Here is a 21,898-nt window from a genome sequence, read left to right as displayed (position 1 = left end):
GACCTGCCGGCGGCCACCGACGTGGTGATCGTCGGCGGCGGGCTGGCCGGGCTGGCCGCCGCCCGCCGGCTGCACCGGGCCGGCACGCCCTGGCTGCTTGTCGAGTCGGCCGACCGGCTCGGCGGCCGGATCGGCACCGACGCGGTGGACGGCTACCTGATCGACCGCGGGTTCCAGGTGGTGAACACCGGCTACCCCCGGCTGTCGGCGCTGGCCGACCTGGCCTCGCTCGGACTCGGCTACTTCACCCAGGGCGTACTCGTGCGCCGGGGCGGGGCCCTGCACCGGCTGGTACACCCGGCGCGGGACCCGCTCGGCGCCGCCCGTACGGTGCTGACCGATCTCACGGACAGCGGTGTGGGGCGGCGGACGGACGGCGGTGTGGGGCAGGCGGGCAGTGGCCTCGGGCGGCTCGGTGACCGGCTCCGGCTCGCCGCCCTGGCGGCGCGCTGTGCGGGCTACCCGGTGGACCGGCTGCTCGCGGCGCCGGAGACCAGCACCGAGACGGCACTGCGCCGGGCCGGGCTCTCCGACCGGATCGTCGAGGAACTCGTCCGGCCGTTCCTCTCCGGCGTCTTCGGGGAGCGAGAGCTGGCCACCTCCAGCCGGGTCGCCGCGCTGATCGTCCGGTCGTTCGTCCGGGGCCGGCTCGGGCTGCCGGCGGCCGGGATCGGGGCGGTACCGGCCGCGGTCGCCGCGCCGCTGCCGGAGTCGCTCATCGCACTCGGCGTCGCCGCCACCTCGGTACGCCCCGGGCAGGTGTCCAGCACGGCCGGCCCGGTCCGCTGCCGGGCCGTACTCGTCGGCACCGACCCGGCCACCGCGGCCACCCTGCTGCCGTCCCTCGGCCGGGTACGCATGCACACCCTGACCACCTACTACCACTCGACGGCCGAGCCGCCGCTTGACGAGCCGATCCTGCTGCTCGACGGGGACCGGCGGGAGCTGGTGGCGAACACGGTGGTGGTCAGTCACGCGGCACCGACGTACGCCCCGGCCGGACGGCACCTGGTGGCGACCTCGGTGGCCGGCCCGATGGTCCCACCCGAACCGGTGGTACGGGCCGAACTGGCCCGGCTCTACGGCCGCCCGGTCGACGACTGGGCGCACCTGACCACCGTCACGGTGCCGGCGGCGCTGCCGGCCGCGCCGCCACCGCAGGGGCGGCTGCGCAAACCGGTGGTGCTCGGGGACGGGATGTTCGTGGCCGGGGACCACCGGGCGAGCCCGTCCGTGCAGGGTGCCCTGTCCAGCGGGTGGCGGGCGGCCGGGGCGGTCCTGGAGTACCTGGGTCGCTGACGCCGCGCACGGCCCGGCCGGTTGCCGGGACCTCTCCGGCGCCGCCGTCGCAGCCGAGCGGGGGCGAACCCTGGCCGGCAGCTCGGCGTCACCTCGAAGTCGATGCCGGTTGGTATCCTCGCCGTGCCGGAAACCGCTCGGGGCGGTGCCGAACCGGTGAGCGATCCGGTGGGCCGAGCGCGGCCGACTCGATCTTCACCGGTGGGCTCCGCATGTCGGTGGTCGGTCGACGCCGTGCCGGGTTACTATCCCGGCGCCCGTTTCGGGGCGGTAGCTCAGCAGGTTAGAGCAGGGGACTCATAATCCCTCGGTCGCGGGTTCGAGTCCCGCCCGCCCCACCCGCAGCACTTGACCTGGGCAAACATGAGACGGTTGTTGGCGGTGCGCGAACCGCTTCGGCTAGATGGATGGCCAGATGGGAAAACGTGATCTCCTCGCCTTGTGGTCGAGGTCCGGGCGTGACGGCTGAGCGGTCCGAGATCTGGCGCGGGCGGTCCAGTCAACTGGTCGGTTCGATCTCACTGCCCCCGATCCCGCGTCAGGCACAACTGCCGGGCGGCGGGGTCGTGCAGCACGAGATACGCCGGCCCGCTGAGCTGGCCGGCGCGTTTCACCACCACCTGAGAGACGCGAACGGAGCGCAATGCCGCCGCACCGGAGGAGGTGCTCATCCGGCGCCGTTCCATGAAGTAGAGGAATTGGGGACCGGAAAGGATCGCCTGCTCGTCGTACGGTGGCTCGGCCGTGCCGATCCGCGACCAGTTGTGCAGGACGGCGGAATTCTGCTCGACGTACTCGGCGAGGCTCTTGAGGAAGAGCGCCGCCGCCGTGGTGGCCGCCTTCACCCGGAGAGCGCCGGTGCTCGGGTCGGTGGTGATGACCAGCGCACCAAACGCATTCAAGAGACTCACAACCGCGCCTGCGGCCGCCGGCTCCGGTAACCCGTCGACCAGCACCGAGCTTTCGTGGTCGGGAGGTATCGCCCTGATGATGCCGCACGACGGCGCTACGGTCGGTGCCGCCACTCATGAGCGGAACCTACCGGATTCGTCCTGGCACGGACAGTAGTTGATCTCTCGATTGCCTGACGGTCGATGCCTGCGCTCAGGTCGCGCCACTGCCTACCCGACGCTCAAGGTGTTGCAGTGCGGCGACCCGTTGGGTACGGGCTCGGGTGGCCCGGCTACCGGTACAAGGCCACCAAGCCCGTGACCTGCTGTTGTGCTGCTGCGGCTTTGCCGTTACACGAACCAGTGCCGTGGTCGGCACGCGGCCCGGTGAGCGTTGTGCTGTCTTCTGATGGACTGTGGTATAGCATCGTTGCTATGGCCTGGGGTACCGTTGAGCTTGAGCCGGAGGTGGAGAAGTGGCTGGAGAGCCTGCCGACCGCTCAGTTCGCCCACGCGGCGTTCTACGTCGACCTGCTCGCTGAACAAGGGCCGCTGCTGGGCGAGCCGTACACGAAGCAGCTCGATCGGAAGCTGCGCGAGTTGCGGTTCCACCTCGAGCGGCGGGCAGTCCGGATCACCTACTGGATCGGACCGACAGGAGAATCATCCTGCTGACGGTTCTCCATAAGACGCGCGTGCGGGACGAGCGGGAGATCGACCGGGCACGCCGGGCATTGGCACGGTGCATCGACGAGTCGCACGAGATTGTGGACGAGGAAGGCTAGATCATGAGCGAAGGTGACGGTTGGGCCGCGATGCGGGAGCGGCGGATGGCTGAGCCGGGTGCCGCTGAGGCGTACGACGCGGCGCGGCTGGCGTTTGAGCTCGGTCGTTCCGTTCGGGAGCTTCGTGAGCGCCAGGGATGGAGTCAGACACAGCTGGCTAAGGCGTCGGGGATGACGCAGTCCGCGGTTGCTCGGTTCGAGGCCGGTGGGACCGTTCCGACCCTGGCGGTGCTGGAGCGGTTGGCGGCGGCGCTGGGCGTGAGTCTCAAGGTGGGTTTCGAGTCGCGGGGCGAGCCGGCTTGAGTTGCGGGCAATCGCCGTTGTGCCACTCATCGTTCACCGCTCCGAGCCTGTGACCTGGTCAAACCTGCCGGCAGCGGGTGACCTGCGACGGTGATGTGCGGTTCGCGCAGCGACGCGTCCGGCCCACGGACTTCTCTAAACTGCGGTTCCTGGCCGTGTCGCAGTCGTCATGCGAACCGGTTGATCGAAGCCTCGAGTCTTTCCTGGCGAGCGGGTGATGCTGCATGCATAATGAATGCATGGTTGCTCTCCAGATTCGGGACGTACCGGAAGAAGTACGAGACGCCCTGGCAGCCCAGGCCAAGGCGCGCGGGCAGTCACTCCAGGCGTACCTGTTGGATCTGGTGGAGACCCAGGCTCGCCGGCTGCGCAACACCGCGGCCCTTGATCGCTTCGCCGGCCGATCGGACGGTGCTCGCTCCCTGCCGGGGGAGAGCGTGGCCGAGTTGAATGACCAGCGGGAGCAGCGCGGACCATGCGGAAGCGCCGCATGATCGTCGTCGATGCGTCGGTTCTGGCCGACGCCCTGGTCGACGACGGGCCGGTCGGCGACGCGGCGCGGGCGGAGCTGACCGGTGATCCGCACTGGGCCGCACCGAGCCATCTTCTGGTCGAGGTCATGTCGGTGATCAGAGGCAAGGTCCTCGGTGGGAAGCTGGGCCTTGCCCGGGCTCAGGAGGCGATCGGCACCCTGCCCTCGTTAGTCATCGATGAGGTTGCCATCGCTATGCTGCTCGACCGGATGTGGCAGTTGCGGGGCAATGTCACGGCGTACGACGCGGCTTACGTCGCGGCGGCGGAGTTGTTGGCCTGCCCACTCGTGACCGGTGATGGTCGGCTCGCCAAGGCCAGCGGCGTCCGCTGCGAGTTCCGACTGCTCGCAGTGTCCTGACGGTTGCCGCCCGAGGATCATCGGCCTGACGCCCTCGGTACGGACAACCTGAGTGGAAGCGGATCATCGGCGATCGTTGCGGGCTGGTTCGCATGGTGGTACCTCCGGCTTCACCGCTTCCGGCGGTCACAGCGCCGACGCCGTGCGGATCGACTCGGCCCGCTTGACGAGTACATCGATGTCCGTTAGACCGGGTGGGGAACTTCACCGGGTATATGGAGGACATCGTGGCCCCACGTCGCATCGCTGTCACGGCGCTCACTGCCGGTCTGCTGCTCGGCGCCGGAGCCACTCCGGCGCACGCCGCCGGGCCGCCGGAGGTGACGAAGGGGCCCTGCCAGTACACCGAGACTCCGGACGAGCCGGCGGCCCGACCGGTCCCGCTGCCGCGCGATCCCCGGCACACGCCGGACCGTGGCACGGTGACCACCACCCTGGTCACCAACCTCGGCCTGATCCCGCTGACCCTCGACCGCGCGCAGGCGCCGTGCACCGTGCAGAGCTTCCTGCACCTGGTGCGGCACAGGTTCTACAACCGGACCGTCTGCCACCGGCTCACCACCTACCCGACGCTCAAGGTGCTGCAGTGCGGCGACCCGTCGGGTACGGGCTCGGGCGGCCCGGGCTACCGGTACCGGGACGAGCTGCCGACCGACCTGCCGCCCGCACCCACCGACCCGACCGGCGAGCGGAAGATCTACGCGCGCGGCGTGCTGGCCATGGCAAACGCCGGGCCGGACACCAACGGCAGCCAGTTCTTCCTGGTCTTCGCCGACTCGGCGCTGCGACCGAACTACACGATCTTCGGCAGTGTGCGGCCACTCGGCCTGCGTACCCTCGACCGGGTCGCCGCGGGCGGCGTGGCGCCGACGGCCGACGACCCGGCCCCGGTCGACGGCGCTCCGGCGCGGCGCACCGAGATCCACCTGGCGATCTGGTGATCGTCCGGGCCCGCGCCGGAGTTCGGTTCAGGGCCCGGCGTCGTCGGCACGCCCGTGTGGCGCCGCTGGTAAGCGCCGGCGGGGCGCGGGTGGGTCAGCGGCCGACCGCCGGGGCGGAGCGCCTGCGCGGCGCTACGTAGCCCCCGGCGCGCGGCAGCGCGAAGAACGCGTCCATCTGCGGGCCGGCCGAGCACTGAGGGGTCCGAAGCCGGCCGTGGCACACTCAGGACTTCCGTAGTGGCCCGAACGCGGCCCGCAGCTCAGTCGTGAACAGGTCAGGCTCCTCCCAGGCGGCGAAGTGGCCGCCGGCGTCGACCTCGTTGAAGTACCCGAGGCTGGGATAGACCGTCTCGACCCAGCTGCGCGGCGCAGCCCAGATCTCGCCGGGGAACGTCGTGAAGGCGACCGGCACCGAGACCGGTGGCGGAGCCTGGCCGGATGCCTGGGCCGCGGCCTTGAACCGCGCGAATTCCCAGTACCAGCGGGCGGATGACGCGCCGGTGCCGGTCAGCCAGTACAGGGTGATGTTGTCGACGACGGTCTCCCGGGTGAGGTTGCCGACGGGCTCGCCGTCGACGAAGGCGCGGGAGATCTTGTAGTAGCTGTCCGTGTCGTGGTCCAGCATCCAGGCGGCCAGACCGACGGGGGAGTCCAGCAGGGAATAGCCGATCGTCTGTGGCCGGGTGGCCTGCTCCAGGAAGTAGCCGAAGCCGTCCGTCATGAACCTGTCGACCGCGTCACGCGCCGCGCGTTCCTGCTCGGACTCCGCCGGTAGCTGGTCCTTGAGATCGAGTGCCCCGGCCAGCAGGTTGAGGTGGATGCCGAGCAGACCTTCGGGCCCTTGCCGGCCCATCGCGTCGGTGACGGCGGCGCCCACGTCGCCGCCCTGGGCGACGTAACGCGGATAGTCGAGCCGAGCCATCAAGGTCGCCCACGCCCGGGCGATCCGGCCGGAGTCCCAGCCCGGCTCGGTCGGCTCACCCGAGAAGCCGTAGCCGGGCAGCGACGGCAGGACGAGGTGGAAGGCGTCCTCGGCCCGCCCGCCGTGCGCGGTCGGATCGGTGAGCGGACCGATTGTGTCGAGCAGCTCGACGACCGAACCCGGCCAGCCGTGCGTCATGACCAGCGGCAGCGCATCCTCGTGCCGCGACCGTACGTGGATGAAGTGGATCTCGACGCCGTCGATCTCCGTCGTGTACTGCGGCAGGGCGTTCAGCTTCGCCTCGAACGCGCGCCAGTCGTGCTCGGTCGTCCAGTAGCGGGCCAGCTCCTGCACCGTCGCCAACTGCACGCCCTGGGCGCGATCGGTGACCAGCTCCCGGCTGGGCCAGCGGGTGGCCGCGACCCGGCGGTGCAGGTCGGTGATCGCTTCCTCCGACGTGTCGAGCCGGAACGGGCGAATCTCGCTGTCGTCGGCCACGCACCCACCTCCTGCTCAGGTCGACCGTTGTCGGTAGGACCGATCGGCCACTCGCCGCTCATGGTCGCACGGCAACCCGGCATACAATCGCAAAAGCGGGCATAACTGAAGTACGGCCGTGGGCCTGCCTACGACCCGTAGAGCTCGGTCTCGTCGACGACCGGGTTGCCGTCGTCGGAGCGTCCCAGCCGGGCCGCCGAGCCGAACATTGGTCCGCGAGCGCCTCGAACCCGGCGAACCGGCCGAACCCGAGCGGCTCGGGAACGTCGTCGTGGACGGCCTCCATACCCCCTCATCGAGTACGTCTCGTGCCACAACCCGGTGCCACCGGAGTCTCGAAGAAAGCTCGACCACCACTGGCGGTACGGCAGCGACCGCGCGAAGGCGAGCAGCCACGGCAGGTCACGCCAGTACTGCCGCATGCCCACGTTCGTCGGGAAGAAGGAGTAGAAGTACAGCGGCATGCACGCTCACGCACCGGTCGATGGCTTGCGCGCTCACGCATGCGTCGATGGCCTTCCGGGCGGAGGTCGGGCGCACCGACGACGAACGGCAGGTGCGGCCCCGATCAGAGGCCGCACCTGCCGCGTTCGATCTCTACCCGTGCGGACGGGTCAGCGGCGTACCGTCCGGCGTCGCCGGCTGAGGAAGAGGAAGGCCGCACCGGCGACCAGCAGCGCCACGCCGACGCCGACGAAGGCGATCGTGTTGGCACCGGTCAGTGCCAGCCCGCCACCGCCACCCGCCGTCTCGGCGTTGCCGCCGCCGGGCGGAGCCTGGGCGACGTTGCTCCCGCCCTCCGGCGACTCCTCGGCCACCGGCTCGGTGGCCGGAGTGGTCGGCCGGGCCGCGTCGCCCGCTGGCTTCTGCGGGGTCGGCTTCTGCCCGGCCGGCTCCTGGTCGTCGTCGGGCTGGTCGTCCCGGCCCGGCTGCTGACCTGGGGCGTCGTCACCGGGCTGCTCGGCCGGCGGCTGCTGGCCGCCAGGGTTCCCGGCCGGCGGTTGCTCGTTGCCGGGCTCCTCGGCCGGCGGCTGTCCACCGCCGGGGTTGCCGCCGGCCGGCCCCTGGCCACCCGGCTCGCCCGCCGGCGGCTGCTCGTTGCCGGGCTGCTCGGCCGGCGGTTGCTCGTTGCCCGGTTCCTCGGCCGGTGGCTGTTCCTGGGGCGCCGGCTGGACCAGGATGCGGACCGAGTCGAGCGCCGGGATCTGGTTGGCCCGCACCATCATCGGGATCCGGTGCGAACCGTCGCCGGCCCACGACGAGCACTGCGCAAGACCGGCGGGCAGCCCCGGCACCTCGACGATCACCGAGTCGGGGTCCTCGCCACCCTTGCCGTCCTCCGTCGCGACGAAGAACGCCGGCACCGGAGCCGGGTCGGCCGCCTCGCTGGTGCTGGTCAGCATCCGGCACGCGGTGTGGAAGTGTCCCCGGACCAGGCCGTCCTCGTCGAGCAGCGAGGACTCCAGGTAGTAGCCGCCCCGGGCGGCGGGCAGGAACCGGTCCCGGACCAGGTTGCGGGTGCTCACGACCAGCCGGAACGGCTGCCCCTCCCGTACTCTCCGGGGAGCCTCGCTGATCAGCAGTGTCGGATTCTGCTCGGCGGAGCCCACCTCACCGAAGGCGGTCGAGACGCACCGGCCGCCGTCCTGGAAACCGGTGTGCGCCGGAAGGTCGCTGCCCTTGCAGTCGTTGCCGAGCGCGTCCAGGCCACCGCCGGCCGGCGGGTTGCCGCCGGGGGTGGCGGTTGCCGTCGCCGGCGGCCGCGTGCCGCCCTCCTGCTCCGCGCACTCCTCGTCGGACCCGGGCGGGGTGGCCGTCTCCGTCGCGCCGGGGCTGGCGGCGTCGTCGTCACCGCCCGAACCGGGCCGTTCCGAGGCACCCGCCGACGGCGGCGACGAGGTGGGCTCGCAGCCGGGGGCGGCCTGCTGGCTCTCCGCGTTGGATATCTGGGTGACACCGACCAGACCACCGAACACGGCGAGGGCGGCAGCCACGGCGAGGAGGCGGCGGCGCTGGCCGTTGTCGGTGGAGGAGCGACCGCGGTGCGACCGTCGCATGTGTATAGACCTCCTGAAGTCTGTGCGCTGCGGCTCGGACCGGTGGGGGTTCCGGCTGCCGTGGACGAACGACCGTCTTTCGGTGGCTGCGTCCTCGACGACGCCTACGAGTCGAGGTCGGTGCCACGCGGGTCAGCCCGTACGCCGCACGCACACCGTATGGACCGGTCCGTTCCCGGGCCAAACCCAGTAGCCGGAAATGCGGGTTTCTTGAACCGGACCTAATGGAAACTTATGTTGGGCCGCCGGCCGGGATGCGATCGGCGTCCCGGTCGGCCCCGTCAGCCGGCGGTCGGATCGTCCGACCGGGGCGCCGAGCGGGGCATCTGGTCCAGCAGGAAGTTCTCCAGCCGGTCCCACGCGGACTGGAGCAGCTGCGCCGGGTCCTCGGCCGCCATCATGTCCCGGCCCGGCACGAAGGCGCTGCGGGTGAAGTACTCGCCGTTGGCGAAGTAGCTCAGCTTGAGTACGGTGTGCCGGCCGTGCAACTGGAGAGTCGGAACCAGCACCGGTCCCGGGTACGGCGTCCGGCAGTGCGCGCAGAGCTGGCAGGGCTCGCCGTCGCGCCGCCCCTCCAGCGGTACGCCATGCCGCTCACACCGCTGGCACAGTCGCCGCCACTCCTGGTCCGGGATGCTGGCGAGTCGGGCCGGTCCGGCGATCCCGGCAGTCGGGGACGGCCCGCCGCCGGTCGGCGCGGGAGGCTGCCACGGGCCGGGGTACGGCATGGTTCGGCGGGGATCGGTCAGTTCGCGTTCCAGCCGTCGCCAGAGCTGTCGAACCCGTCCGAACAGCTGTTCCGGCACTGCGCCCGGCTCGTTGCCGTGTCCGTCTGCGCCCGGCTCGTCGCCGTGTCCGCCTGCGCCCGGCTCGTTGCCGTGTCCGCCTGCGCCCGGCTCGTTGCCGCTGCGGTCGACGGTGCTCGGCTCGTGGTCGCCGTGCCCGACGGTTTCCAGGTCACGGCCGACGTAGCGGTGGCCGTCGTCGAGCCGCAGGTGCCAGCTGCCGGGCCGGCCGGCCCGCTGGAAGATCTGGGCGCGGTAGGGGCCCTCGTACCAGGTCGGTCCGCTCGAGACGACCAGGTCGTGATCGTCCGTGGCGGTCACCAGGTCGGGGCGCCAGCGCATCGGCGTGGCCAGGTGACCGGCCTCCCGGGTGTCCGTGTCGCCGCCGAGGTGGCTGGGGCGGCAGTCGTCCGAGCAGTACGCCGAGCCGGCTGCGGGGGCGGCACCGCAGGGGCAGAGGCCGGACGTGGCCCGGTCGATCCGGTCGAGCAGGTTGGCCATCACATCGCCGCCTCGGTGCAGGTGGGAGCGTCCGGCGCGTCGCCGGTCGCGCAGTCGACACATTCAACGATATCGCTCGATGTGTCGATCATCGTGACCCACCCGCCGCAACGGTGTCTCACGCCGTGCGTGCTATTCCGCGCGGTCCTGTGGATACCAGCGCAGCTCGACGGTGTTGCCGTCCGGGTCGGCGACGTAGATCGAGACCGCGTCGCCGCGCGCACCGAAGCGGTCGACCGGACCCTCCAGGACGGTGAAGACCCCCGACTCGATCACGTCGGTCCAGTCGAGTGGCTCCACGACGAGGCAGATGTGGTCCACGTTCGACCCGCCCCGCTCGCCGCGTACCAGGTCGATGATGGTTTCCCGGGTGATCCGCGCCGACGGGAACGGGACCTTGCCGGCCCGCCACTCGTCGACCCGGACCGGCGCCAGGCCGAGGGTGCCGCAGTAGAACGCGAGCGAGCGTTCCACGTCCTGCACGGTGAGTACGAGATGGTCGAACTCCTTCACCCGGACCATCGTCGTCACCGTGCCGCCCGGTCGCCGGCCCGGCCGACCGGGCAAGTCCGGTCGGGAAGCTTGCGCTCCGGCGCTCCGGCGCCGCGCGAGTTGTCGACGGTCTCGGTGTTGCCCATGTCTCCTCCTGTCGGACCACGCCGGGCGGCCGTGCCGTCCGGCGTCATGGCCGAAGTCCGGCCCGATAGTGCCGCTGTCCATCATCCGGCACCGACATCGAGGCCGGCCGGCACCGGCACTGGAGCCGGCACCGGCAGCGAGGCCGGGATCGAGGCCGGAGCCGAAGCCGAGACCGGCAGGGTTCACGGGGCGAGCAGAAGTACCCGGTCCGGGTCGCCGGGCAGGGCGGCGATGGTTCCGTCGGCGTTGACCAGCCGGTAGCGCTCGCCGTCGACCGCCTCGATCCGCCACAGTGCCGCCGGCCCGGCGCCGTCGCGCGGACCGAGGCCGAGGCGTGCTGCGCCGTCCGGGCCGGCGGAGGCGGTCAACGGCCGGTCCGCGGCCAGGTTGACGATCCGGAAGTACCCTTCCCGGGTCGGGACGAACCGCCAGAGCTGGCAGTTCCCGGCCCGGGGCCGGTCCGCGACCACCGGACCGCCCGACCCCGCCGCCGGCCGCGTGCCCCACCGGGCACATCCGGGTACGCCCCAGACCCGCTGCCCCGTCGCGTCCGCGACCAGCACGTCGCCGACCGGTTCGAGGCGGAACCGCTGGCAGGCATTGTCCAACCAGGTGTACGCCTGCACCGGCGCACCTATCCCGCCGCAGCCGGCCGCCTCCAGCACCCGTCCGGCCAACCGGTTCTCGATCCGCGACCAGCCGCCCGCCGCCTCTACGCCGGCCGGCACGCGCACCCCGGACGAGCCGTCCACGGCCTGCGGCGGCACGCCGTCCACGGCCGGCAGCACCCGGAACCGCTGGCAGTCGTTGGCCAGCCAACCCCAGAGGGCCACCCGGGCGCCGTCGGCGTTCACGCAGCCGGCGATCTCGGCGACCTTGTTGCTCGACCGGTTCAGCAGGCTGACGTACCCGTCGCCGTGGTACTCCGGCCGCCACTGCTGGCAGGTACTCGTCGAGGGCTCGGTGATCCGGACGTCGGCACCCTCGTACCCGCAGTCCGGCACCCCCACCGCCCCGCCGCTGGCCTGGTTGACCAGGCGGAACCAGGCGCTGCCGTGACCGGCCCGGATGCTGCCGGAGCGCGGGTCGCCGAGTCGGGGCCAGCCGTCGACCCAGCTGACCGGGCGGACCGAGAGCTTCGGCGCCCCGCCGTCGGTGGTGTCGTAGTAGTGGTGGGCGAACCAGTCCCCGCCGGGCCCGGCGAAGACGTCCCCGCCACCGGTGCCCCGGAACTCGTTGTAGCCGCGCAGCAGGTCGGTTCCGCCCCCGGCGAGCAGCGGCGTCCCGTCCCGGTCGAGGTACGGGCCGGTGAGGCTGGCCGAGCGGCCGGCCACGGTCCGGTAGTCGGCGTCGACGCCCCGGCAGCAGTAGTCGAGGCTGGCGAAGAGGTAGTAGTAACCGCCCCGGTGGACGATCGACGGATTCTCGATAGGCGCCGCCGCGTGCGGCGATGTGGTGCAGCGTCCCGTCCGCCGGTAGGCCGGTGCCCCGGTCCAGCCGGCGGATCCGCAGGCCGTCCCAGAACGAGCCGAAGGCGAGCCAGGGCTGCCCGTCGGCGTCGAAGATCACGTCGGGGTCGATGGCGTTGAAGCTGTCGGTGTCGCGCGAACGCATCACCATGCCGTGGTCGACCCAGCCGTACGCCGGGCTGGCCGGGTCGAGCGTCCGGCTGGTGGCCAGCCCGATCACCGAGTTGTTCGTGCCGAACGACGAGGCCGCGTAGTAGAGGTGGTAGACGCCGTCGAAGTAGCTGATGTCCGGCGCCCAGAAGTCTGCCGGGGTCAGGCCCAGCTCGGCGACGACCCAGGCCGGCGGGGTGCTGAACACCGTACCGAGTTCGGTCCAGTGCAGCAGGTCGGTGGAGCGCTTGACCGGCAGGTAGGTACGGGTGCCGGCGTCGCCGGTGATGACGGCGTAGTAGTACCGGCCCTGCCTGATCACCGTCGGGTCGTGTGCGATCGGATCCGCCGCGATCCGTCCCACCGGCACGGGCTCGGAACCCCGGATGGCTGCGGGTGCGGAAGCCTGTGCGGTCGGGCCACCGAGCGTCACGGCGAGCGCGGTGACCAGCCCGACCGCCGTCGCCCGGCTCAGCAGCCCGGAGCCGTCCCGCCGCCCGGCAGCCCGTACCGGTCGGTGCCGTGCCGTCACCGCGCGAAGCATGCCCGCTCCCTCCGACGAGCCGCCGTCCCCAGTGGACTGACCTGGCCCAGCACGACGGTGACACGGGGACGGCCGACCCGCCATCGTCCTGGCGTCCACAACCCTCGTCGATGCCCGGCTCTGGCGGCACCCGGCTTCGACCACCGGTCCGGCGGGCGCCCGGCCCTGGAGGGCACCCGGCCTGGGCGGTACCTGGCCTTGGCCGGTACCCGGTCCGGTGGTGCTGGCCGGTCCGCCCGTTACCGCTTTCCGTCCGGATGACGGTCGACGAAGGCCATCCACGGGTCGGCCTCCGGCGCCGCGCCGCCCGGTGCCGGCCCGCCCGCTGGTGCTGCCAGGGCTGCGCCGGCCGCTGTCGATGCCGCTGTCGATGCGGTCGCCGGCGCCGGCCGCCCCGCCTCTGCCCCGGTCACGACCTCTGCCCCGGTCACGACCTCTGCCCCGGTCACGACCTCTGCCCCGGTCACGACCTCTGCCCCGGTCACGTCGCGCCGGTCCGTCGGAGCCGGAACAGCGGCGGGGACCGGTGTCGCGCCGGGTAGGGACGTGGCCCGGGTCGGTGGTACCGCACCCGCTTCCGCCCCGGGGCCGCGCCTGGCGGCGAGCAGGGCGGCCAGTGCGGTGGTGATCGGTACGGCGGCGATCAGCCCGATGGTGCCGACCGCGCTGCGGACCAGTTCCTGGGCGATCAGTTGACTGGTGAGAAGCTCACCGACCGGGGTGGCGGTGTCGGCGGCGAAGAGCAGCATCAGCGGCAGCGAGGCACCGGCGTACGCCAGCACGATCGTGTTGATCACCGATGCGATGTGTGCCCGGCCGATCCGGGTGGCGGCCGAGTAGAGCCGGCGGAATCCGTAGCCGGGGTTGGCCAGGGCGAGTTCGCTGACCGTGGCCGACTGGGTGACGGTGACGTCGTCGAGTACTCCGAGGGAGCCGATCACGATGCCGGCCAGCAGCAGGCCGCGCATGTTCACCTCGCCCTGGGTGATGGAGAGGTAGTTCGAGGTCTCGTCGGCGATCCCGGAGAGGTGCGCGGCGGCGGTGGCGATCGCGGAGAGCGCCGCGGTGATGGTCAGGCTGACCAGGGTGCCGGCCACCGCGACAGTGGTGGTCATGCTGAACCCGTGGGTCAGGTAGAGCACGGTGAGCATGATCGCCGCCGCGCCGACGATGGCGACCAGCAGCGGCGAACGCCCGTCGAGGATGGCCGGCACGATGAACATCAGCAACACCGCGAAGGTGACACCGAGGCCGGCCAGCGCGCTCAGGCCGCGCCACCGGCCGAAGGCGAGGACCGCGAGCGCGAAGACCGCCCCGAGCAGCCACAACTGGGTCGACCGCTGGTGGTCGATGATCGAGTACTGCCGTTCCGGGCTCTCCTGGAGGTAGAGCAGCGCCACGTCGTCCCCGGGCGCCACCCGGACCGCGCCCGGCCCGGACGGCACGTCGGTGCTGACCCGCTGCCCGGCCCCGACGCCCTCGGTCAGGTCCACGGTGACGGTCCCGCAGTCGGTCGGGGCACCGGCCGGCCGCTCCTCCCCGGCGGGCGGGGCGGGGCAGGGCACCGAGTCGACCGCGACCACCGTGCCGAGTACCCGGATCGGCCCGTCGCCCTCGGTTGTCGGCGTCGACGCGTCCCGGGGCCAGAGCAGCACCATCGACACCAGGGTGAGCAGCGCCGCAGGGATCAGCAGAGCGAGGCTCAACCGGCGTGCGGCGCGGCCGGCCGGCCGGCCGGGGCGGGGCAGGTGGCTGTGCGCGTGTTCGGAACTCATCGGCTCGGCTGCCGGCCTTCCTGCTCGGGTCGGACAACGGGCTCCCGGCTGAGCGTGGCAGCCGGAGACTCCCGACGGGCCAGCATGACACGTCGGTGACCGGCCGGACGAGGCGTCGGGCTGTCGTCACGCAGGGTGGTTGCTGGGTCGCGGGCGGTCGGTCAGGTCAGTGGATCAGTGCGTCGGTCAACCGGTCGGCGGTCTCCTGGTTCAACGGCCCGTGCCCCAGCAGGAAGCGGTACCAGAACAACCCGTACGCCTGGTCGACCATCAGTTCGAGATCCAGTTCCGACCCGAGCTCGCCGCGATCCCGGCCCCGCCGCACGATGGTGTGCAGAGCGTCGCGGCGGCTCCGGGTGAACTGCCGCAACACCTCGGCGGTACTCGGATCACGGGCCGCCTCGGCGGCGAGGGTACGCAGCACGGCCGCCGTCGCCGGCTCGCCCGCCCGGCGGAACGTGCGCGCGAGGTAGTCGCAGAAGTCCTCCCGGAGTGATCCGGTGTCCGGCACCGGCACCAGCGAGTCGCTCCAGTCGGTCAGCGCCTCCAGCAGCACCGTGCCCTTCGACTGCCACCAGCGGTAGATCGTCTGCTTGCCGACCCCGGCCTCGTTCGCGATGAGGTCGACGGTCAGCCCGCCGTCGTGCCGGCTGGTGAGCAGCCGGAGTGCCGCGTCGAGGATGGCCTGCCGGGCCTCCTCGTTGCGGCGCCGACCGGTGTGTGCCCGGCGGTGGCCGTCGGAGCCGCTGGTAGTCACCAGCCCAGCATAGGTTTTGCCGGAACTGTCGGTCTCGATAACGCCGGTGTCGGCTGCCGGGTCGTCATCACCGGCCGGCTGCCGCGCCGACCGTTCCGCGGGCCGTCGAAGCTTCGATCCGGCGGGCGGGCGGACGTGGCCGGCCCGGTGCGGCCTGAACCACCAGCCGGCCCCGGCGCGGCCCCGTGCTAGGCTCCCGCGCCAACAACGGATTGCTGACCGAGACACCGGGACGGGGAGCGGGATGACTCGGATGCATCGTGGTGGGGTCGTACTGGCTGCCGCCACCGCCCTGATCGTGCTGAGCGGCTGCGGAATTTTCGGCGGCGACGAGTCGGAGGCGCCGTCACCGGAAGCGACGGCGATGCGCGCCGCGACCGACGCGGTGAAGGCGGCCCGGACGCTGCGCGCGACGTTCAAGACCAGCCAGATCGACGGCACGGTGCTCGGCGGAACCGTCAGCGGAGAAGCGCAGGTGGTGGCCGGGACCGGAATGACGGTCAACTGGAGCTACCGTACGGACACCATGTCGGGCAAGACCAAGACGGTGGACGGGCGCCTCATCGCGGTCGACGACGCCGTGTACATGGCCTCGCCGCAATGGAAGTTGCCGGCCGGCAAGAAGTGGTTCTGGATCAACCCGGGCTGGCCGGCCAGGCTCGACCAGCCGATCGCGGTCGAGTGGTTCGCGATGGTGATGTCGCGGTTGCTCGACCCGCTGTTCCTGCTCGACCAGGGGCTGCCCGAGGCGACCGGCCTCAAGAGCACGCCCGCGCCGGGTGGTCCGGAGGGCACCACCGGCTACAAGGTGGACTGGAGCTTCGTGGTGGACACTCCCGGACCGCAGGTGGCGGCCTGGGCGAAGCAGGTCGGCGACGCGGTCGTACTGGAGGTCTCGCTCCAGGTGGACGGCACCAACCAGCCGGTAGGGCTCACAGTCAAGTCGTCCACCCAGCGGATGCTCTTCGACGCCGACATCACCTTCGACGGCTACGGAACGCCCGCCGAGGTCGCCGCGCCTGGCGAGGCCGAGGTCGAGAAACCGTGACCGGCAAGAAACTCTGCGCCACGATCGGGTAGTTCCCGGTCTGTCCCGCCTCGACAGGTTTCGACCACCATGGGCGGTGGGGAGAGACTGTGGACATGGGCGAGATGAAGGTGGGCACCTCCTCCTGGGCCGACCGGTCGCTGCTCGCGTCCGGCTGGTATCCCAGGTCGGTCAACACCCCGGCCGGGCGCCTGGCCTACTACGCCGAGCGGTTCGGCCTGGTCGAAGTGGACACCACCTACTACGCCGTACCGGCACCGGAGGTCACCTCGGCCTGGGTGGACCGTACCCCGCCGGACTTCACCTTCAACGTCAAGGCGTTCGGCCTGTTCACCGGGCACGGGGCGGAGGTGTCCGCGCTACCTCGCGACCTGCGGCCGGACGGCCGGGACTCGGGTCGGGTACGCCGCCGCGACCTGCCGGAACCGACCTACGACAAGCTGTGGCAGCGGTTCCGGGAGGCCGTCGAGCCGATCGCCGGGGCCGGCAAGCTGGGGGTGCTGCTCTTCCAGTTCCCACCATGGCTGGCCCACGGCGAGCGGGCCAAGCAGCGAATCCTCGACACCGTCGAACGCTGCCGGCCCTGGCGGGTCGCGGTCGAGCTGCGCAACGCCTCCTGGTTCGACGGCGACAACGGGCCGGACACCGTCGGCTTCCTCGCCCGGCACGACCTCAGCATGGTCAGCGTCGACATGCCGCAGGGGCACGAGTCGTCGATCCCACCGCTGCTGCTGGCCACCGCCGAGCCGGCGGTGATGCGCTTCCACGGACGCAGTCCCGAGTGGACCACCGGTGACAAGGAGTCCCGGTTCCGCTACGCGTACGGCGACGACGAGCTGGCGGACTGGGCGAAGCGGCTGCGTGGGCTGGCCGACGAGACCGACGAGCTGCACATCCTGCTCAACAATTGCTGCGCGGGCCAGGCACAGCGGGACGCGGCCACCCTCGCCGCCCTGCTCGGCCCGGAGGCGGACTGGCCGGGCCGACACACCCGCCGCCGCGCCGCCCTGCGGGTGGTGCGCTGACCGCCCGTCCGCCCGTCCGCCCGTCCGCCCGCGCCCGTCCGCCCGCGCCCGTCCGCCCGGCAGTTGCGGCGGCCGGGCCAGCCTGGTGTCGGCCGGCAGTGGTCAGCCGGCCAGGTCGGCGGGGTCGGTGTTCGCACCGCAGAGCAGTACGGCCAGCCGTTCCCCGGCGACCGGCCGGTAGGCCCCGGCGGTCAGCGCGGCCAGCGCGGCGGCGGTGCCGTGCTCGACGGCGATCCGGTAGCGGCTCCAGAGCAGTCTCCGGGCCTCGACGATCTGCGCGTCGGTGACCAGCACGCTGCGCACGCCCGCCCGGACCGCCACCTGGTGGGCGATCGAGCCGACCCGGCGGGCGCCGAGCGAGTCGGCGGCCACCCCGGCGACCGGTACGTCCACCGGTCCGCCAGCGGCCAGTGCGGAGTGCAGCGCCGAGGCGCCCTCCGGCTCGACCGCCACCACCCCGGCCCGGCCCTGAAGCGCGGTGGCCACCCCGGCCATCAGCCCGCCGCCGCCGACCGCGACCAGCACGGTGTCCAGGTCACCGGCCTGGGCCAGCAGTTCCAGCCCCAGGGTGCCCTGACCGGCGCAGATCTCCGGCTGGTCGTAGGCGTGGCAGAACAGCGCCCCGGTGTCGGCGGCCCGCTTCACCGCCGCGTCGTACGCCTCGGCGTACTCGGTGCCGTGCCGGGCCACGGTGGCGCCGAGTTCGCGCAGCTTGTCGACCTTCACGGCGGGAGCGGCGGTCGGCACGTACACCTCGGCCGGAACGCCGAGCGACCTCGCCGCGTACGCCACGGCGGCACCGGCGTTGCCGCCGGACGCGGTGACCACCCCGGCGGGCGGCAGTTCGCCGCGCTCGGCGGCGGCCAGCATCCGGTTGAACGCGCCCCGCGCCTTGAACGAGCCCGAGTGTTGCAGGAACTCCAGCTTCAGCCAGAGCGCTCCGGCCGGCCCGGCGAGGTCGGGCTCCGCCCGGGCCGTCGGGGTGGTCCGGACGTGCCCGGCGATCCGGGTCGCCGCCTCCTGTACGTCGGTACGGGTGATCACCGTCGCCGTCCCCTTCCCCTGGTCCGCCCGCCGTACCGTATCTCCGGTGTCCCGGTGGCGCGGATAGGGTGTGTGCCAACCCACCCGGTCCGCCCCGGACCCCGCTCGCGGAGGTCAGGTCACCATCGACGGCATCATCGTCCGCCAGATCGCCGGCCGGGTCTGGCTCTCGCCCGGCGACCCGGACCCGGCGAACGTGCAGGCCGCGGTGGCGGTCGTCGCGGACGAGCGCGGCAGCGTCGTCGTCGACGCCGGGCACAGTCCGGCACACGCCCGCGCTGTCCAGGCGGCGATCCGGGCCGCCGGCCTGCCGCCGGCCCGCTGGCTGGTCTACACCCACCACCACTGGGACCACGTGTGGGGCGGATGCGCCTGGCCGGACGTGGAGATCGTCGGGCACGTCGCCGGGCGGGAACTGCTCCGCCGGGAGGCGGCCCGGCCGTGGAGCCACCGTTACCTGCGTGACCAGGTACGCGAGAACCCGCGACTCGGCCCGAGCTTCCGGGCCCGGGCGCTGGCCATGGACGACTGGACCGGCTTCTCGATCCTTCCGCCGACGGTGACCTTCACCGACGAGCTGACCCTGCCGACCGGCGTACGGCTGCGGCACGTCGGCGGCGCGCACGCGCCCGACTCCACCGTCGTGCTCGTCCCGGACGCACGCGTCGCCCTGCTCGGCGACTGCTTCTATCCGCCGCCGGCCCACCTGCGCGGTCCCGACGACGACCTCGACCTGGCGATGCTGCGCAACCTGCTCGACGACGACTACCAGTGGTACGTCCACAGCCACGGCGAGCCGACCACCCTGGCCCAGGCCCGGCAGCTCTCGGCCTGAGCCGTGGCCGACCATCGCCGCCCGTAGCTGCCCATCGCCCATCGCCCATCGCCGGCAGTCTCAGGCGTGACGGGGCGGTGTCCGTCAGCGGCTCGGTGCGGTCGCTTCGCGGTCGGCCTCGGCCGACCGGCCGGTGGGGGAGCCGGACCGGCCGGTCAGCGCACGTACGCCGAGGTAGAGGAAGGGCAGCAGCAGGAGCAGGTCGGCCAGGTGCGCGATCGTCACCTCCCGGGTGATCCGGCTCAGCGGGAACGCCAGCGCACCCAGGCAGAGAAGTACGCCGACCGGCAGCGGTGCGGCGCGCAGCCGGAGCAGCAGCACGCCCAGTCCGAACACGACGAGCGGGAAGAGCGGGCCGGGGATCCAGTAGAGCGACCAGGCGGCGAAGGGGTGCTGGTCGAGCAGTTCGATCGTGGTGGCGTGCGAGGCGTCGAAGAGCCCCTCGTGAATGCTCTGCACCCCGAACGCCACCCCACCGACGGAGGCGAAGACGGTGACCGGCATCGCCACCGCCGTGTAGCGCGGCGCGACGACGCGGAGCCGCCCGTAGAGGCCGATCAGACCGATCAGCCAGCAGGTGCAGGAGAGCGCCACGAGCGTACCCGCGGTGACGCCCTGCCGGTCGGGCTCCCAGAAGAAGCCGGAGGCGAGATTCAGCAACGGTCCCAGGATCAGAAACATGCTCCGAACGCTACGAACGGCCGGCCGTCGCCGGATCCGCCGCGCGGCACCGCCGGGCTACCGCGGTCGTCGTATCCCGGCGAGCCCGCTGCGGTAGGCGAAGACCACGAGCTGGGCCCGGTCCCGGGCGCCGAGCTTGGCCATCGCCCGGTTGGCGTGCGTCTTCGCGGTGGCGGTGCTCATACCCAGCCGGGTGCCCACCTCCGCGTTGGACAACCCCTCCGCGACGAGCGTCACCACCTCGCGCTCGCGGGCGGTGAGCGTGTGCAGGCCGGGTACCTCCGGGCCGTCGACGTAGGCGGCGATCAGCCGGCGGGTCACCTCGGGCGCCAGCAGCGCGTCGCCGGCCGCCACCACCCGGACCGCCCGGCGCAGCTCGTCCGGCTCCAGGTTCTTCAACAGGAAGCCGCTCGCCCCGGCGCGCAGTGCCGCGTAGACGTACTCGTCGAGTTCGAAGGTGGTGAGCACGACCACCCGGACCCCGGGCAGCCGGTCGTCGGCGACGATCCGCCGGGTCGCGGTCAGCCCGTCCGTGCCCGGCATCCGGATGTCCATCAGCACGACGTCCGGCCGGTGCGCCCGGGTCAGCGCGATCGCCTCCTCACCGTCGGTCGCCTCGCCGACCACCTCGATCTCCGGCGCCCGCTCCAACAGGACCCGGAAGCCGGCCCGGACCAGCCGTTGGTCGTCGGCGAGCAGGACCCGGATCCGTCCCGTCCCGCCGGCCGTCCACTCCGTCGCCGTCATCCCGGCAACCATCCCCGGACCTGGAAACCGCCACCGTCCGCCGGACCCGTACGCAGCCAGCCGCCCAGCCCGGCGGCCCGCTCCGCCATCCCGCGCAGACCGTTGCCGGGCGGGCCGCCCGGACCCCGGCCGTCGTCGGAGACGGTCAGGTCGAGCCCGTCGGGGCGGTAACCGAGCCGAACCTCGATCCGGTCCGCATCCGCGTGCCGGACGGCGTTGGCCACCGCCTCCTGCACGATCCGGTACGCGGTCGCCTCCACCGCCCGGGACAGCGGGCGCGGCGTGCCGTCCTGTCGGAGTACCGCGCCGGTGGTCGCGGCCAGCGCCGGCAGCCGGTCGAGACCGGGGACCGGCGGTTCCGGTGCGTCGGCACGGGTGCCGTCCCGGAGTACCCCGACCGCCGCCCGCAGTTCCGTCAGCGCATCCCGGCTGGCCTGCCGGACCGCCTCCAACGCGGCTCGGGCCTGGGCCGGGTCGTCGTCCAGCACGTCGGCGGCGACCCCGGCCTGCACACCGACCACGGCCAGGGTGTGCGCGGTGACGTCGTGCAGCTCCCGGGCTATCCGGATCCGTTCCTCGACCACCTGCCGTCGGGCCGCGTCGTCACGCTCGGCGGTGAGCAGGGCGAGCCGGATCCGTCGGCCGCGCACCGTCTCGCCGAGCAGCAGCGCGGCAACGAACACCACCGTCGAACTGTCCAGTGTGGCGTCCAACGGCCCCACCCCGGCCATTGAGGTCCGGCCCTGCGCGTCCAGCAGGACGAAGAGTCCGGCGAGCAGCAGGCCGAGCCGGCGGCGGCGGGCCACCGCGACCGAGTAGAGCGCGACCCAGACCGGGGCGGCCGGCGCACCGCCCGGATAGCGGGAGACGTGGTAGAGCAGGAAGAGGCCGCCGACCACCGCCAGCACCGCCGCCGGCCAGCGCCGCCGGGCGAGCAGGGCCGCCGCCATCGCGGTGCCGAGGGCGTACGCCCAGAGGTCGGGTGTGCGGTCGCCCGGCAGCACCGCCACGACCGCGATCCGGTACGCGGTGACCGCGCCGGCCGCTGCCGCGATCCCGGCGTCCACCGCCCAGCGCCGCCCCCGCACACCGCCCAGCGTCCGCCAGCCCCGCACACCGCCCAGCGTCCGCCAGCCCCGGTCGACGTCGAGCCCTCGCCGCCTCCGGTCGTTACCGGGCGCCGGTCCGGCTCCGGTCCAGCCCTTCATGCGGTCACTCTACGAATCCGGCTCCGGAGGCACGTACCACGAACGCGGTAGCAGCCCGGGTGGGGCACGGGCTTGACCCTCGACCTCGTCGAGCCGCCAGCAT

General features: G+C 72.6%; 22 protein-coding genes, 1 tRNA gene and 1 pseudogene. 10 read left to right on the top strand and 14 right to left on the bottom strand.

Translation table 11 applies throughout. From position 1 onward, the window contains the following. Positions 1-3 precede the first annotated feature (3 nt). Both ACN28A_RS04635 and ACN28A_RS04630 read left to right on the top strand, forming a co-directional pair. A complete protein-coding gene (locus tag ACN28A_RS04635; RefSeq protein ID WP_421404148.1) occupies positions 4-1,299 on the top strand; it encodes an FAD-dependent oxidoreductase in 1,296 nt (431 codons plus the stop codon). Positions 1,300-1,563: 264 nt separating this feature from the next. After that, positions 1,564-1,637 (top strand) — tRNA-Ile (locus ACN28A_RS04630). A 180-nt stretch (positions 1,638-1,817) separates the two neighbouring features. Here ACN28A_RS04630 and ACN28A_RS04625 read toward each other — a convergent pair. Then, a complete protein-coding gene (locus ACN28A_RS04625) occupies positions 1,818-2,324 on the bottom strand; it encodes a hypothetical protein (protein WP_421392656.1) in 507 nt (168 codons plus the stop codon). Positions 2,325-2,624: 300 nt separating this feature from the next. Here ACN28A_RS04625 and ACN28A_RS04620 point away from each other — a divergent pair, with 300 nt between their 5' ends. The 5 genes from ACN28A_RS04620 (at position 2,625) to ACN28A_RS04600 (ending at position 5,110) form a co-directional block, all read left to right on the top strand. Further along, complete coding sequence (locus tag ACN28A_RS04620; protein WP_421392653.1) at positions 2,625-2,864, top strand: type II toxin-antitoxin system RelE/ParE family toxin; 240 nt, start codon at positions 2,625-2,627, stop codon at positions 2,862-2,864. Between the two features lie 113 nt (positions 2,865-2,977). Beyond that, positions 2,978-3,277, top strand: a complete 300-nt coding sequence (locus tag ACN28A_RS04615; protein ID WP_421392651.1) for a helix-turn-helix domain-containing protein — start codon at positions 2,978-2,980, stop codon at positions 3,275-3,277. Between the two features lie 239 nt (positions 3,278-3,516). Next, entirely contained in the window at positions 3,517-3,771 is a 255-nt protein-coding gene (locus ACN28A_RS04610; protein ID WP_421392648.1) for a FitA-like ribbon-helix-helix domain-containing protein, read from the top strand. Next, positions 3,753-4,169, top strand: a complete 417-nt coding sequence (locus ACN28A_RS04605) for a type II toxin-antitoxin system VapC family toxin (RefSeq protein ID WP_421392645.1) — start codon at positions 3,753-3,755, stop codon at positions 4,167-4,169. Before ACN28A_RS04610 ends, ACN28A_RS04605 begins: the two co-directional genes overlap by 19 nt. 227 nt (positions 4,170-4,396) lie before the next feature. Next, on the top strand, positions 4,397-5,110 hold the full coding sequence (locus ACN28A_RS04600) for a peptidylprolyl isomerase (RefSeq protein WP_421392643.1): 714 nt from the start codon (positions 4,397-4,399) through the stop codon (positions 5,108-5,110). Between the two features lie 223 nt (positions 5,111-5,333). Here ACN28A_RS04600 and ACN28A_RS04595 read toward each other — a convergent pair whose 3' ends face one another. The 9 genes and pseudogenes from ACN28A_RS04595 to ACN28A_RS04555 form a co-directional block, all read right to left on the bottom strand. Beyond that, entirely contained in the window at positions 5,334-6,530 is a 1,197-nt protein-coding gene (locus tag ACN28A_RS04595) for an epoxide hydrolase family protein (RefSeq protein WP_421392640.1), read from the bottom strand. Positions 6,531-6,658: 128 nt separating this feature from the next. After that, on the bottom strand, positions 6,659-6,994 hold the full coding sequence (locus ACN28A_RS04590; RefSeq protein ID WP_421392638.1) for a monooxygenase family protein: 336 nt from the start codon (positions 6,992-6,994) through the stop codon (positions 6,659-6,661). A 150-nt stretch (positions 6,995-7,144) separates the two neighbouring features. Beyond that, the gene (locus tag ACN28A_RS04585) at positions 7,145-8,587 is read right to left on the bottom strand and encodes an LPXTG cell wall anchor domain-containing protein (RefSeq protein ID WP_421392637.1); all 1,443 of its coding nucleotides are present in this window, start codon (positions 8,585-8,587) and stop codon (positions 7,145-7,147) included. Between the two features lie 281 nt (positions 8,588-8,868). Beyond that, entirely contained in the window at positions 8,869-9,873 is a 1,005-nt protein-coding gene (locus tag ACN28A_RS04580; RefSeq protein WP_421392635.1) for a hypothetical protein, read from the bottom strand. Between the two features lie 132 nt (positions 9,874-10,005). Further along, the gene (locus tag ACN28A_RS04575) at positions 10,006-10,395 is read right to left on the bottom strand and encodes a VOC family protein (RefSeq protein WP_421404146.1); all 390 of its coding nucleotides are present in this window, start codon (positions 10,393-10,395) and stop codon (positions 10,006-10,008) included. A 299-nt stretch (positions 10,396-10,694) separates the two neighbouring features. Further along, positions 10,695-11,942, bottom strand: coding sequence for an RICIN domain-containing protein (locus tag ACN28A_RS04570; protein ID WP_421404144.1), 1,248 nt, complete (start codon positions 11,940-11,942; stop codon positions 10,695-10,697). 124 nt (positions 11,943-12,066) lie between these two features. Beyond that, a pseudogene (locus ACN28A_RS04565) lies at positions 12,067-12,675 on the bottom strand (family 43 glycosylhydrolase); the annotation flags it as partial. Positions 12,676-12,914: 239 nt separating this feature from the next. Then, on the bottom strand, positions 12,915-14,450 hold the full coding sequence (locus ACN28A_RS04560) for a YibE/F family protein (RefSeq protein ID WP_421392633.1): 1,536 nt from the start codon (positions 14,448-14,450) through the stop codon (positions 12,915-12,917). A gap of 166 nt (positions 14,451-14,616) precedes the next feature. After that, positions 14,617-15,207, bottom strand: a complete 591-nt coding sequence (locus tag ACN28A_RS04555; protein ID WP_421392631.1) for a TetR/AcrR family transcriptional regulator — start codon at positions 15,205-15,207, stop codon at positions 14,617-14,619. Between the two features lie 244 nt (positions 15,208-15,451). Here ACN28A_RS04555 and ACN28A_RS04550 point away from each other — a divergent pair, with 244 nt between their 5' ends. Both ACN28A_RS04550 and ACN28A_RS04545 read left to right on the top strand, forming a co-directional pair. Continuing rightward, positions 15,452-16,255 (top strand): hypothetical protein, encoded by an 804-nt coding sequence (locus tag ACN28A_RS04550; protein ID WP_421392628.1) that lies wholly within the window; start codon positions 15,452-15,454, stop codon positions 16,253-16,255. Between the two features lie 95 nt (positions 16,256-16,350). Then, positions 16,351-17,280, top strand: coding sequence for a DUF72 domain-containing protein (locus ACN28A_RS04545; protein ID WP_421392626.1), 930 nt, complete (start codon positions 16,351-16,353; stop codon positions 17,278-17,280). A gap of 102 nt (positions 17,281-17,382) precedes the next feature. Here ACN28A_RS04545 and ACN28A_RS04540 read toward each other — a convergent pair whose 3' ends face one another. Further along, positions 17,383-18,324, bottom strand: a complete 942-nt coding sequence (locus ACN28A_RS04540; protein WP_421392624.1) for a threonine/serine dehydratase — start codon at positions 18,322-18,324, stop codon at positions 17,383-17,385. Positions 18,325-18,394: 70 nt separating this feature from the next. Here ACN28A_RS04540 and ACN28A_RS04535 point away from each other — a divergent pair, with 70 nt between their 5' ends. Next, the gene (locus ACN28A_RS04535) at positions 18,395-19,159 is read left to right on the top strand and encodes an MBL fold metallo-hydrolase (protein ID WP_421392621.1); all 765 of its coding nucleotides are present in this window, start codon (positions 18,395-18,397) and stop codon (positions 19,157-19,159) included. A gap of 84 nt (positions 19,160-19,243) precedes the next feature. Here the strand turns inward: ACN28A_RS04535 and ACN28A_RS04530 are convergent, their stop codons facing one another. The 3 genes from ACN28A_RS04530 to ACN28A_RS04520 are packed head-to-tail and all read right to left on the bottom strand — an operon-like array spanning position 19,244 to position 21,795. Then, a complete protein-coding gene (locus ACN28A_RS04530) occupies positions 19,244-19,840 on the bottom strand; it encodes a hypothetical protein (RefSeq protein ID WP_421392619.1) in 597 nt (198 codons plus the stop codon). 57 nt (positions 19,841-19,897) lie between these two features. After that, positions 19,898-20,587, bottom strand: coding sequence for a response regulator transcription factor (locus tag ACN28A_RS04525; RefSeq protein ID WP_421392617.1), 690 nt, complete (start codon positions 20,585-20,587; stop codon positions 19,898-19,900). After that, the gene (locus ACN28A_RS04520; protein WP_421392615.1) at positions 20,584-21,795 is read right to left on the bottom strand and encodes a sensor histidine kinase; all 1,212 of its coding nucleotides are present in this window, start codon (positions 21,793-21,795) and stop codon (positions 20,584-20,586) included. Before ACN28A_RS04520 ends, ACN28A_RS04525 begins: the two co-directional genes overlap by 4 nt. Positions 21,796-21,898: the final 103 nt, after the last annotated feature.

Source organism: Plantactinospora sp. WMMB782 (genome assembly GCF_049179135.1).
Taxonomy (GTDB): Bacteria; Actinomycetota; Actinomycetes; order Mycobacteriales; family Micromonosporaceae; genus Plantactinospora.
Note: the sequence above shows the minus strand (reverse complement) of the source record. Positions and strands in the feature narration are given on the sequence as shown.

What these genes read in the sequence shown, in the direction of transcription:
- ACN28A_RS04525 (WP_421392617.1), bottom strand. Translation starts at nt 20,587, where the DNA reads ATGACGGCGACGGAGTGGACGGCCGGCGGGACGGGACGGATCCGGGTC.
- ACN28A_RS04530 (WP_421392619.1), bottom strand. Translation starts at nt 19,840, where the DNA reads ATGTTTCTGATCCTGGGACCGTTGCTGAATCTCGCCTCCGGCTTCTTC.
- ACN28A_RS04620 (WP_421392653.1), top strand. Translation starts at nt 2,625, where the DNA reads ATGGCCTGGGGTACCGTTGAGCTTGAGCCGGAGGTGGAGAAGTGGCTG.
- ACN28A_RS04605 (WP_421392645.1), top strand. Translation starts at nt 3,753, where the DNA reads ATGCGGAAGCGCCGCATGATCGTCGTCGATGCGTCGGTTCTGGCCGAC.
- ACN28A_RS04550 (WP_421392628.1), top strand. Translation starts at nt 15,452, where the DNA reads ATGACTCGGATGCATCGTGGTGGGGTCGTACTGGCTGCCGCCACCGCC.
- ACN28A_RS04560 (WP_421392633.1), bottom strand. Translation starts at nt 14,450, where the DNA reads ATGAGTTCCGAACACGCGCACAGCCACCTGCCCCGCCCCGGCCGGCCG.
- ACN28A_RS04610 (WP_421392648.1), top strand. Translation starts at nt 3,517, where the DNA reads ATGGTTGCTCTCCAGATTCGGGACGTACCGGAAGAAGTACGAGACGCC.
- ACN28A_RS04590 (WP_421392638.1), bottom strand. Translation starts at nt 6,994, where the DNA reads ATGCCGCTGTACTTCTACTCCTTCTTCCCGACGAACGTGGGCATGCGG.
- ACN28A_RS04585 (WP_421392637.1), bottom strand. Translation starts at nt 8,587, where the DNA reads ATGCGACGGTCGCACCGCGGTCGCTCCTCCACCGACAACGGCCAGCGC.
- ACN28A_RS04575 (WP_421404146.1), bottom strand. Translation starts at nt 10,395, where the DNA reads ATGGTCCGGGTGAAGGAGTTCGACCATCTCGTACTCACCGTGCAGGAC.
- ACN28A_RS04615 (WP_421392651.1), top strand. Translation starts at nt 2,978, where the DNA reads ATGAGCGAAGGTGACGGTTGGGCCGCGATGCGGGAGCGGCGGATGGCT.
- ACN28A_RS04580 (WP_421392635.1), bottom strand. Translation starts at nt 9,873, where the DNA reads ATGGCCAACCTGCTCGACCGGATCGACCGGGCCACGTCCGGCCTCTGC.
- ACN28A_RS04520 (WP_421392615.1), bottom strand. Translation starts at nt 21,795, where the DNA reads ATGAAGGGCTGGACCGGAGCCGGACCGGCGCCCGGTAACGACCGGAGG.
- ACN28A_RS04545 (WP_421392626.1), top strand. Translation starts at nt 16,351, where the DNA reads ATGGGCGAGATGAAGGTGGGCACCTCCTCCTGGGCCGACCGGTCGCTG.